This window comes from Cupriavidus basilensis OR16, assembly GCF_000243095.1.
Lineage (GTDB): Bacteria > Pseudomonadota > Gammaproteobacteria > Burkholderiales > Burkholderiaceae > Cupriavidus > Cupriavidus basilensis_D.
On record NZ_AHJE01000103.1, the window covers coordinates 44,994 to 56,027 of the forward strand.

Here is an 11,034-nt window from a genome sequence, read left to right on the forward strand (position 1 = left end):
GTCGCGCAGCTTGCCGGCCTGGTCGTCCAGCGACTGCGCGGCGGCGGCCGCCTCTTCCACCAGCGCGGCATTCTGCTGCGTGACCTCGTCCATCTGGCCCACGGCCTGGTTGACCTGCTCGATGCCCGCGCTTTGCTCATCGGATGCCGCGGCGATCTCGGCGATGATGTCCGACACGCGCTTCACCGCATTCTGGACTTCGCTCATGGTCTTGCCGGCATCCTCGGCTTGCGCCGAGCCCGTGCGCACGGTGTTGACCGAGCGGTCGATCAGGTCCTTGATTTCCTTGGCGGCGCTGGACGAGCGCTGCGCCAGGCTGCGCACCTCACCCGCCACCACCGCGAAGCCCCGGCCTTGTTCGCCGGCGCGCGCGGCTTCCACCGCGGCATTGAGCGCCAGGATGTTGGTCTGGAATGCGATGCCCTCGATCAGGCTGGTGATTTCCGCGATACGGTTGGAACTGGTGCTGATCGCGCCCATGGTTTGCACCATCTGCTGCACGGCGGCGCCGCCGTGCTCGGCCACGCTGGCGGCATTGCCGGCCAGGCCGCTCGCCTGGCGCGCGTTGTCGGCGTTCTGGCGCACGGTGGTGGTGAGTTCTTCCATGCTCGATGCGGTCTGCTCCAGCGACGCAGCCTGCTGTTCGGTCCGTGCCGACAAATCGGTATTGCCCGCGGCGATCTGGCGCGCCGCCACGCCGACGGAGTCGGTTGAATCGCGGACCTCGCGCAGCGCCACGCTTACCCGCTCCAGCAGGCGGTTGAAGGCAGCCGCGGTACGGCCGATTTCGTCCAGGCGGCCCACCGGCGCGTGGCGTTCCAGGTCCAGGGAGTTGCTGACGTACTCCAGGGTTTCCTCGATCTCGGCCAGGCTGCCGCGGATGCGGCGATACAGCGTTGCCGCCAGGAAGCCGGTGACGAGCACCGAAACGACGATGACCGCCGAGAACACGCGGACCGCCGTGGTGTACTGCTCGCGATTGTGCTTCTCGGCGAGATCGCCCAGATCGCCGTTATAGGTGATGTGATCGTCGATCGCCTTGCGCAAGGCGATCGATGCGTCGTCCAGTTCGCCGCTCACCAGCATGGCATGGGCCGCGGCGAAATCGTTGGCACGCGATTTTTCCAGCATGGCGGCACGCCCGGCGCGGTAGCGCCTGATCGCGGCGCGGTCGGCTTCGAGCATCTTGCGGTCGGTATCGTCGCTGATGTCGTCGCGCTCATACCTTGCGGCGGTGGTGTCGAACTTCTCGTCGGCGCGAGCCAGTGCGGCTTCGGCTTCGGCCTTGGCCTTGGGGTCTTCGCTCATGGCGTGCCGGTAAAGCGAGATGCGCATGGCGTTGACGTTGTCCTTGAGCGAAATCAGGGTGCGCACGCTACCCAGCGTGTTGTCGTTGAGGTACTCGAAACGCTGTTCCGACTCGCTGAGTTGCCAGATGCCGCCGAGGCCCACGGTGAGCAAGGCGAGCAGGGCCAAGGATAAAGATAGCAACAGGCGTTGGCTGATGTTCATGTCGGGATGTCGGCGCCCGCCGTGTAGCCGGGCGCGCCGCTTGGTGATTTAAAGGGGATCAATATGCACTTATGTATTAAGTGCATGACATTAATACCAAGGGATTTACGGCAGGACCGGCGCCACCTGTAGCGGGATGGCGCGAGAAAATGCGTGACGAGGCCGTTGACGCGCTCGCTTGCCTCAGGCTGGCCAGGCACGCGCCACCACGCGCGCGAGCGCGGCATCGTCGCCTTCCAGCGTGCCGAACACGCGGCCGTGCTGACGCCCCAGCCGGCTCGCGACGAAGCGCTGCGCATCGTCGGCGTCGGCATATGCGAGCATCAGCGCCGCCTGCGCCGTCAACACCAGGCCTTGGGCAAAGCGCCGCGCGCCGGCTTCCAGGCGCTCGGGTGCATCGCGCAGCATCGCCTGCAGCGAGGCAAGCTCTGCCCGCACCGCGGGATGGCCGCCCGCGCGCCGGCCAAGGTCCTGCAGCAGCCGGCCAGCGTCCTCGGGGTTGCGCTGCAGCGCGCGCAGCACGTCCAGGCACATGATGTTGCCCGAGCCCTCCCAGATCGAGTTGACCGGTGCCTCGCGGTATAGCCGAGCCATCGGCCCCTCTTCCACGTAGCCGTTGCCGCCCCACACTTCCATGGCTTCGCCGGTGACCTCGATGGCGCGCTTGCAGATCCAGAACTTGGCCGCCGGCGTGACAACGCGCTTCCAGGCGGCGGCCAGCGGATCGGCATCGGCCCGCTCGAAGGCATTAGCGAGTTCCATCATGAGCAGCGTCGCGGCCTGGCTCTCCAGCGCCAGGTCCGCCAGCACGTTGCGCATCAGCGGTTGCTCCACCAGCAGGCGGCCGAAGGCCATGCGGTGCCGCGCATGGTGAGTGGCCTGCACCAATGCGGCACGGATGATGGCGGCGCTGCCGATCACGCAGTCCAGCCGCGTATAGGTGGCCATCTCGATGATGGTCGGGATGCCACGCCCTTCCTCGCCAATCAGGATGCCCGTCGCCTCGCGGAATTCCACCTCGCTGCTCGCGTTGGAGCGGTTGCCGAGCTTGTCCTTCAGGCGCTGTATCTGCACCGGGTTCTTGCTGCCGTCGTCGCGAAAGCGCGGCACGAAGAAGCACGACAGCGGCCCGTCCTCCGCGCCCATGCGCGCCACCACCAGGTGCGCGTCGCACATCGGCGCGGAGAAAAACCACTTGTGCCCGGTGATCGCATACTCGGCGCCACGGCCCTCGCCGCGCAGCGCGCGCGCCACCGTGGTGTTGCTGCGCACATCCGAGCCACCCTGCTTTTCCGTCATGCCCATGCCGATCATCACGGCGCGCTTGTCGCGCCAGGGCAGGTCGCGCGGGTCATGGTCGGTGGCGAACAGCTTGGGGCCGATCTGCGCGAACAGCGCCGTTTCCTTCTGCAGTACGGGGATGCTGGCAAAGGTCATGGTGGGCGGGCACAGCGAGCCCGATTCGGCCTGCGCCTGCAGGAAGTAGCCCGCCGCGCGCGCCACCCAGGCGCCCTCGCGCGGCTGGGCGAACGGCAGCGCCTGCAACTGCTGGCTGCGCAGCAAGGCCAGCAAGGCGTGCCAGGCTGGCGGGAATTCCACTTCGTCGATGCGCTCGCCGGTACGGCTGTGCGTATGCAATTCGGGCGCGTGCCGATTGGCCTCGGCCGCCCACTGCTGCACATCGGCCTTGCCCAGGCGGGCTCCGAACACGTCGAGCGCATCGGCATGCCAGCCGCCGCCCAGCCGCTCCAGCGCGGCGCGCAGGGCGGGGTCGCCGGTGAACAGGTTGTAGTCGGTCAGGTCCGCGACCTGATTGAACACGCGATGGGTGGCGGCTTGCGGCATGAGGTCTCCTGTGCGGTCTTCTGCGCGCGTGCGCATGGGCATGTCTGATTACATGGTAGAGCAAGCGGCGGGCGCTGTGCGGGGCCGGAACGCTGTGCCGATTCGGGCGCTCCACGCCCGCCGCGGCGCGGTCGTGCACCGCAGCAAGACGATAAGCTCCCTGAAACGCACGACACTCCAGATTGAAACAGGGGTGGTCAAGCCCCGAGCCTTGTGCTTAAATTCACCCCGTTGGATGAAACAGGGGTGCCGTACGGATGGGCCGTGCGGCTGAGAGAGTCCCTTCGAACCCGATCCGGCTAGTACCGGCGTGGGAAGTTTCATGGTTACCGAACAGCTCCTGCCTTCTCCAAGGCACATGACCCGGCCACACCGCCGCGGCCATGCTCACAGGGCGGCCGGCGCCAATGTGTCGCAGATGCACTATGCGCGCCGCGGCATCATCACGCCCGAGATGGAATACGTGGCGCTGCGCGAGTCGCTGAACCTGCAGGCGCTGTACGACAAGCCCGAATACAAGGCGCTGCTGCGCCAGCACCCCGGCAACGCGCTGGGTGCTTCGCTGCCGCTGCGCCCGGAAGACATGACGCCGGAATTCGTGCGCCGCGAAATCGCCTCGGGCCGCGCCATCATTCCCGCCAACATCAACCACACCGAGCTGGAGCCGATGGCGATCGGGCGCAATTTCCGCGTCAAGATCAACGGCAACCTGGGCAACTCCGCCGTGACGTCGTCGCTGGCCGAGGAAGTGGAAAAGATGGTGTGGTCGATCCGCTGGGGCGCCGACACCATCATGGACCTGTCCACCGGCAAGCACATCCACGAAACCCGCGAGTGGATCCTGCGCAACTCGCCGGTGCCCATCGGCACGGTGCCCATCTACCAGGCGCTGGACAAGACCGGCGGCGTCGCCGAGGACCTGACCTGGGAAATGTTCCGCGACACGCTGATCGAGCAGGCCGAGCAGGGCGTGGACTACTTCACCATCCACGCCGGCGTGCTGCTGCGCTACGTGCCGATGACCGCGGACCGCGTCACCGGCATCGTCTCGCGCGGGGGCTCGATCATGGCCAAGTGGTGCCTGGCGCATCACAAGGAAAACTTCCTGTACACGCACTTCGACGAGATCTGCGAAATCATGAAGGCGTACGACGTGTCGTTCAGCCTGGGTGATGGCCTGCGTCCCGGCTGTATCGCCGACTCCAACGACGACGCCCAGTTCGGTGAGCTGCGCACGCTCGGCGAGCTGACCGACAAGGCCTGGAAGCACGACGTGCAGGTCATGATCGAAGGCCCGGGCCACGTGCCGCTGCAGCGCATCCAGGCCAATATGGATGAAGAGCTGAAGCACTGCTACGAAGCGCCGTTCTACACGCTGGGGCCGCTGGTGACTGACATCGCTCCCGGCTATGACCACATCACCAGCGGCATCGGCGCGGCCAATATCGGCTGGATGGGCACCGCCATGCTGTGCTATGTCACGCCGAAGGAACACCTGGGCCTGCCGGACAAGGAAGACGTGCGCGAAGGCATCATCACCTACAAGATCGCCGCCCACGCGGCCGACCTTGCCAAGGGCTGGCCCGGCGCGCAGCTGCGCGACAACGCGTTGTCCAAGGCGCGCTTCGAGTTCCGCTGGGAAGACCAGTTCAACCTCGGCCTGGACCCGGAACGCGCGCGTTCGTACCACGACGCCACGCTGCCGGCCGAAGGCGCCAAGATTGCACACTTCTGCTCGATGTGCGGTCCCAAGTTCTGCTCGATGAAGATCACGCAGGAAGTGCGCGACTACGCCGCCTCGCTCAAGCCCGAAGCCCAGCAAGGCATGCAGGAAAAGTCGATCGAGTTCGTCAAGAGCGGCAGCAAGATCTACTCGTAATGCAATAGGTGATTAGGTGATTAGGTGAATAGGTGTGGCGCATGCCCGTGCAGCGCCGCACACGAAGTTCCGTGCCCTTCGAGGGGCACGCCATGACTTAAAGGAGGCCGGTGCTCGCCGCGCCGTCGCGGCGAGCACCGGCACAACCATCCCCATGACAGTGCAGTCGTTTGATGTGGCCGTGCTCGGCGCCGGCCTGGCCGGGCGCCTATCCGCCTGGCAACTGGTACGTGCCGGCCTGCGCGTGGCGCTGGTCGAGCGCGGCGGCCCCGATGGCGCTGGCTCGGCCGCGCACGTTGCCGCGGCGATGCTGGCGCCCCTGGCGGAATCCGCCATTGCCGAACGCCGCATCGTGGAGCTCGGCACCGCCAGTGTCGGCCTCTGGCGCGCCTGGGTAGCCGAAATGCTGGAGCCCGTGTTCTTCCAGGAAGACGGCACGCTGGTGCTATGGCATACGCGCGACCGCAGCGAGATGTCGCTGTTCACCAGCCGGGTGCGTGCCGTGGCGCCGCCCGAACTGGTGGCCGAGCGCATGCGCGCGCTGGACGGCAATGGCGTGGCCGCGCTCGAGCCGGCGCTCGCGGGCCGTTTCTCCCAGGGGCTGCTGCTGGCGGGCGAAGGCCAGCTGGACAATCGCGGCACGCTGCGCGCGTTGCTGGCTTGCGCGGTTGCCGGCGGCCTGCATTGCGTCTGGGAAGCCGGTGAAATCGAGGCCGGCGACCTGCCGGCGCTGGGCATCTGCGCACGCGTGGTGCTGGATTGCCGCGGCCTGGGCGCCCGCGCCGCGTGGCCGGGACAGCCCGCCGCGCACGGCAGCATGCCGGGATTGCGCGGCCTGCGCGGCGAAGTCGTGCGAGTGCACGCGCCCGAGGTCAAGCTGCATCGCCCGGTGCGCCTGCTGCACCCGCGTTATCCGATCTATATCGCGCCCAAGCCTAACGACCTCTATGTGATCGGCGCCACCGAACTCGAAAGCGAGGACGATTCGCCGATGAGCGTGCGCTCCGCGCTGGAACTGCTTTCCGCGGCGTACTCGCTGCACCCGGCCTTTGGCGAAGCGCGCGTGCTTGAACTCAATGTGCAGCGCCGCCCGACGCGCCCGGACCACCTGCCGGCCATCCGGGTCGACCAGCATGCCCGCATCGTGCGCCTCAATGGCCTGTACCGGCACGGCTTCCTGATTGCCCCGGCGGTCACCGAGGCTGCCTGCCAGGTGGTACAGGCTTTGCTCGGCGACGATCCCGCCGCGCATGCCGTGCCCGCCTCGGTGCGCTGGCCAGGCATGATCGCGGCCGTGCTCGATACCGTCGCCGGCTCGCCGGTGCTGCACTGAACGACAATGACCATGGATATCCTGCTCAACGGCCGTCCGCTCGCCCTCGCCGATCGCGCCACACTGGCCGATGCGGTGGCGGGCGCAGGCATCGCGCCACCCTTTGCCGCCGCGCTCAACGGCCAGTTCGTGCCGCGCGCCGCGCATGCGGCCACCGTGCTCGCCGCCGGCGACCGAATCGACCTCGTGCAACCCGTGACGGGAGGCTGACCAAACATGACCTTCAATACCACTGAACCCCGCCGCGACCTGTTCGCCGACCCCTTCGTGCTCTATGGCGAGTCGTTCGCCTCGCGCCTGTTGCTGGGTACCGCGCGCTACCCGTCTCCCGCCACGCTGCAGGCCGCGGTGGAAGTGGCCCGGCCCGCCATGCTGACGGTGGCGCTGCGCCGCCAGGGCGCGGTCGGCGATGGCGAGGGCGGCCAAGCCTTCTGGCAGATGCTCCGTGCACTGAACGTGCCGGTGCTGCCCAATACCGCCGGCTGCATGGCGCCGCAGGAAGTCATCACGACCGCCATGATGGCGCGCGAGGTGTTCGAGACCGACTGGATCAAGCTGGAGCTGGTGGGCGACGATTACACGCTGCAGCCCGATACGCTCAACCTGCCCGCCGTGGCCGAGACGCTGATCAAGGAGGGCTTCAAGGTGCTGCCATATTGCACCGAGGACCTGGTGCTGTGCCGCCGCCTGCTGGACGTGGGCTGCCAGGCACTCATGCCATGGGCCGCGCCGATCGGCACCGGCAAGGGCGCCGTCAATCCGCACGCCATGCGCCTGTTGCGCGAACGCTTGCCCGATACCCCGCTGATTGTCGACGCCGGCCTCGGGCTGCCGTCGCACGCCGCCCAAGTGCTCGAGTGGGGCTATGACGGCGTGCTGCTGAACACCGCGGTGGCGCAGGCCGCCTATCCGGTCAACATGGCACGCGCCTTCGCGCTGGCCGTGGACGCGGGCCGCACCGCCTACCTGGCCGGCCCCATGCCGGAGCGCGATATCGCACAGGCCAGCACGCCGGTGGTGGGCATGCCGTTCTGGCATGCCGAAGGCGTGGAGGACCGCGCATGACCCGCAATCTTCTCCCGGCCGGCATCGACGCCGCGCTGCGCGACACGCTGCTGGCGCGCTATGGCGCCACCTTCGGCATCAGCGACAAGACCTGGCGCGCCTGGGCGCGGGGCGACGTGCCCGCCGCGCTCGGCGATGCCGATGTGGCGCTGTTCGACGGCGAGGCCGACGCGGCCACGCTGGCGCGCATTGCCGCCGCCGGCGCCATCGCCATCGAGAGCGACCGCGAAGGCGGGCAGTGGAGCGACACCGTGCGCTCGCCGATGGGCACCTGGGTCTTCAGCGCCCATGCCGACGACGATACTGCGCATTCGCCGGCCTTCGTCGCCGTGCTGCTGGCTTGCCTGGCGCTGCATTTCCCCGCGCACGATGCGCTCTGCCTGGCGCGTGCCTGGCAGCCGGGCTCGCTGGACTGGCCGGTGGATTTCGCGCGCTTCCCGCACGTGCGCCACGCCGCGCTGGTTGCGCCGGAGCAGCGCGCCGAGCCCTTCGCACCGTGCCCGCCGCTAGGTCTGTACGCGGTGGTGCCCAGCGCTGAATGGATCGAGCGACTGGTCGCGCTGGCGCTGCCCACCGTGCAGCTGCGCTTCAAGTCCGACGATGCGCAGGCCGTGCGCAGCGAGATCGAGCGCGCCGCCAAGGCCGCGCGCGGCAGCGCCTCGCGCCTGTTCATCAACGACCACTGGCGTGCCGCCATCGACTACCACGCCAGCCAAGGCGGCGACAGCGGCATCTACGGCATCCACCTCGGCCAGGAAGACCTTGATGACGCCGACCTCGACGCGCTGCGCGCCTGCGGGCTGCGGCTTGGCGTGTCCACGCACGGCTATGCCGAGATGCTGCGCGTGGCCACCATCGGCCCGAGCTACCTGGCGCTGGGCGCGATCTTCCCGACCACCACCAAGGTCATGCCGACCGCGCCGCAGGGCCTGGGCCGCTTCCACGCCTACGTCAAGCTGATGCAGCCGGTGGTGCCATCGCTGGTGGGCATCGGCGGCGTCGATGCCGCGCGGCTGCCGGAAGTGCTGGCGGCTGGCGTGGGCAGCGCGGCCGTGGTGCGCGCGATTACCGAGGCCGCTGACGTGCCGGCGGCGGTGACGAATCTGCTGGGGATGTTCCCGGCGGCCTGAGCGCGTTGGGCCCGGACGGGCAGGCGCACGCGGTGTGACTGTCCTCGTCCGGGCGCCCGAGCTAGCCACATACCGTCGCACACAGATGCCGTTGCCAGACATTCGCCTCGCCACGCCTGAAGACATAGCGAGCCTGCCCGCCATCGAACGCGCGGCGGCCGCGTTGTTTCCCGAGTCCGACCTGCCGCCCACGCTGCGCCAGCACGTCACCCCCATTGGAGACCTGCGGTGCGCGCAGCGTGAGGGCCGCCTGTGGGTCGCCGTTGCTGACGACGGCAGCGTCGCCGGCTTCGCGCTGGCAAGCGCGAACGGACCGCATGCCTGCCTCGAAGAGATGGACGTCCACCCCGACCATGCCCGCCGTGGCTTCGGCCGCGCGCTTGTGAGCGCCGTCGCGGATGGCTTGCGCCGACAAGGCCTGCAGTCGCTCAACCTCACCACTTTCAGCCACCTGCCATGGAACGCGCCGTTCTATGCGCGCCTCGGCTTTCTCCCGCTCGATGAAGCCGATCTCAGCGCGGAGCTCCGCGCCGCACTGGCGCGCGAGGCCGCGCTCGGCTTGCGGCAGCGCATCGCCATGCGCCTGGCGTTGCAGGCGTCGCCCCGGGTTACGATAGCGCCGTGCCATCCACTCCGGCAAACACCATGCTCCGCTGTACCACGCTGATCGTTTCGCTGTTGATGCTGCTTGTCACATTCAGTGCCGGGGATGCGCACTGGATCGCCGGTGCTGGCATTGCCGACCGAGGGTTGCAGGGCGGCGCCTTTGTCTGGCTTTTCCTGTTTTGCTTCCTGGCCTACATTCCGCTCGTGGTGCTGGTTGCCAGCTACATGCTGAGGGACCTGCTGGCGCTCTATCTGTATAGAAACCAGCGCGCCGCCGTCAACCTGGTCTTGTTTTCCGTGATGCCATCGATCGCGCTCTATCGCTTCAATGCCTGGTTTGTCTCGGAGATCCTGTAGGCCAGGCAAACGCCTGCACTCAGCCGCGCGCGCCACGCTCCAGGAGCTTGTACAGATGCGAGCGTGAAATACGCAATTGCTCCGCCGCGCGCTTCTTGTTGCCACCGTGCCGCGCGATGGCCTGCAGCACGGCCTCGTACGCTACTTCACGCAGGTCTGCCGGCGCTGCGGCACCCGCGTCGATCGCGGCCTCGTTCATGGCCTCGTCCAGTGCCTCGCCATACGGCAACGGCGGCTCGCTCAAACCGTACGCCGCCGCGCTTTCCTCGCCCCGGGCGAAATCCGCCGCGCGCAGCACGCGCGCGTCGCAGAACACCAGTGCTTCCTCGATCTTCTGCCTGAGCTGGCGCACATTGCCCGGCCACCGCCGCTCGGCCAGATAGCGCGGCACTTCGGATGCCACTTCCGGCACCGGCACCCGGTTGCGCGCGCAGAAGCCGCGCACGAAATGGGTCAGCAGGGCAGGGATGTCCTCGCGCCGCTGGCCCAGCGCGGGAATGCGCAGCACCACGCCGCTCAGGCGGTAATACAGATCCAGGCGGAAGCGTCCGCCATCGATCAGCGCCTGGATGTCGCGGTTGGTCGCCGCCACCAGCCTGAAGTCCACGCGCTGCGCCTGCCGGCTGCCGAGCCGTTCCACCATATGGTCCTCCAGCACGCGCAACAGCTTGACCTGCATCTCCATCGGGATATCGGCGACCTCGTCGAGGAACAGCGTGCCGCCGGCCGCCTGCTCCAGCTTGCCGGCCTGTCCAAGGCGATGGCTGCCAGTGAAGGCGCCCGCCGCATGCCCGAACAGCTCGGACTCGATCAGCGTGGCGGGCAGCGCGGCCAGGTTCAGGCTCACCAGCGGCTTTCCCTGGGCCGCGCGGCTGGCGCCGTGAATGGCGCGCGCCACCAGTTCCTTGCCGGTGCCGCTCTCGCCGAGGATCAGCACCGGCACGTCCAGCCGCGCCACGGTGTCGATCTCTCTGCGCAGCCGCTGCATGGGTGCGCTGTCGCCAATCAGCAGGCCGGGGCCGGCGCCCGCTTGCTGCTCGCGCAACGCGTCGAGCTCGCGCTGTGTTTGTGCCAGTTGCGAGCGCAACTGTGTCATCTCGCGGTGCATGCGGCCAATGGCTTCGGGCTCCTTGAAGAGGATCTGGCCGATGGCGCCAACCACCTCGCCCGCGGCGCTGATCGGGATGCGGTTCACCACGCGTGTCACGCCGTTCATCTCCTGCAACTGCCCGATCTCGGCCTTGCCGCTGGCGGCCACCTGCGCGAGGCGTGAATTGGGGATGACGTCCACTGCGGGCCGGCCCGTG

At 68.2% G+C, this 11,034-nt stretch carries 9 protein-coding genes, 1 pseudogene and 1 riboswitch; of the genes and pseudogenes, 7 read left to right on the forward strand and 3 right to left on the reverse strand.

All coding sequences use genetic code 11. The features are described from left to right. Positions 1 to 138: 138 nt before the first annotated feature. Both OR16_RS31710 and OR16_RS31715 read right to left on the reverse strand, forming a co-directional pair. Positions 139 to 1,512 (reverse strand): annotated as a pseudogene (locus OR16_RS31710) (methyl-accepting chemotaxis protein); the annotation flags it as partial. 183 nt (positions 1,513 to 1,695) lie between these two features. Continuing rightward, positions 1,696 to 3,357 (reverse strand): acyl-CoA dehydrogenase family protein, encoded by a 1,662-nt coding sequence (locus tag OR16_RS31715; RefSeq protein WP_006162757.1) that lies wholly within the window; start codon positions 3,355 to 3,357, stop codon positions 1,696 to 1,698. A 232-nt stretch (positions 3,358 to 3,589) separates the two neighbouring features. Further along, positions 3,590 to 3,691, forward strand: a riboswitch (TPP riboswitch). A 24-nt stretch (positions 3,692 to 3,715) separates the two neighbouring features. Between OR16_RS31715 and thiC the strand changes: the two genes are divergently transcribed. The 7 genes from thiC to OR16_RS31750 all read left to right on the forward strand — a co-directional run bounded on the left by thiC (position 3,716) and on the right by OR16_RS31750 (position 9,727). Continuing rightward, positions 3,716 to 5,236, forward strand: a complete 1,521-nt coding sequence (thiC, locus tag OR16_RS31720) for a phosphomethylpyrimidine synthase ThiC (RefSeq protein ID WP_081488930.1) — start codon at positions 3,716 to 3,718, stop codon at positions 5,234 to 5,236. A 154-nt stretch (positions 5,237 to 5,390) separates the two neighbouring features. Further along, a complete protein-coding gene (locus tag OR16_RS31725) occupies positions 5,391 to 6,569 on the forward strand; it encodes an FAD-dependent oxidoreductase (RefSeq protein ID WP_006162760.1) in 1,179 nt (392 codons plus the stop codon). A 12-nt stretch (positions 6,570 to 6,581) separates the two neighbouring features. Continuing rightward, positions 6,582 to 6,779 carry a sulfur carrier protein ThiS gene (thiS, locus tag OR16_RS31730; RefSeq protein WP_043421941.1) on the forward strand — a complete coding sequence of 66 codons (198 nt, stop codon included), beginning with the start codon at positions 6,582 to 6,584 and terminating at the stop codon, positions 6,777 to 6,779. 6 nt (positions 6,780 to 6,785) lie between these two features. Continuing rightward, on the forward strand, positions 6,786 to 7,634 hold the full coding sequence (locus OR16_RS31735) for a thiazole synthase (protein ID WP_006162762.1): 849 nt from the start codon (positions 6,786 to 6,788) through the stop codon (positions 7,632 to 7,634). After that, entirely contained in the window at positions 7,631 to 8,764 is a 1,134-nt protein-coding gene (locus OR16_RS31740; RefSeq protein WP_006162763.1) for a thiamine phosphate synthase, read from the forward strand. Before OR16_RS31735 ends, OR16_RS31740 begins: the two co-directional genes overlap by 4 nt. A gap of 85 nt (positions 8,765 to 8,849) precedes the next feature. Next, positions 8,850 to 9,431 carry a GNAT family N-acetyltransferase gene (locus OR16_RS31745; protein WP_006162764.1) on the forward strand — a complete coding sequence of 194 codons (582 nt, stop codon included), beginning with the start codon at positions 8,850 to 8,852 and terminating at the stop codon, positions 9,429 to 9,431. Further along, on the forward strand, positions 9,410 to 9,727 hold the full coding sequence (locus OR16_RS31750) for a hypothetical protein (protein WP_006162765.1): 318 nt from the start codon (positions 9,410 to 9,412) through the stop codon (positions 9,725 to 9,727). The genes OR16_RS31745 and OR16_RS31750 overlap by 22 nt, the downstream gene beginning before the upstream one ends. Positions 9,728 to 9,746: 19 nt before the next feature. On the opposite strand, the gene OR16_RS31755 is transcribed toward OR16_RS31750, so the two are convergent. Continuing rightward, positions 9,747 to 11,034 (reverse strand): sigma-54 interaction domain-containing protein (locus OR16_RS31755; RefSeq protein ID WP_006162766.1); only part of this gene is annotated, 1,288 nt, incomplete at its 5' end.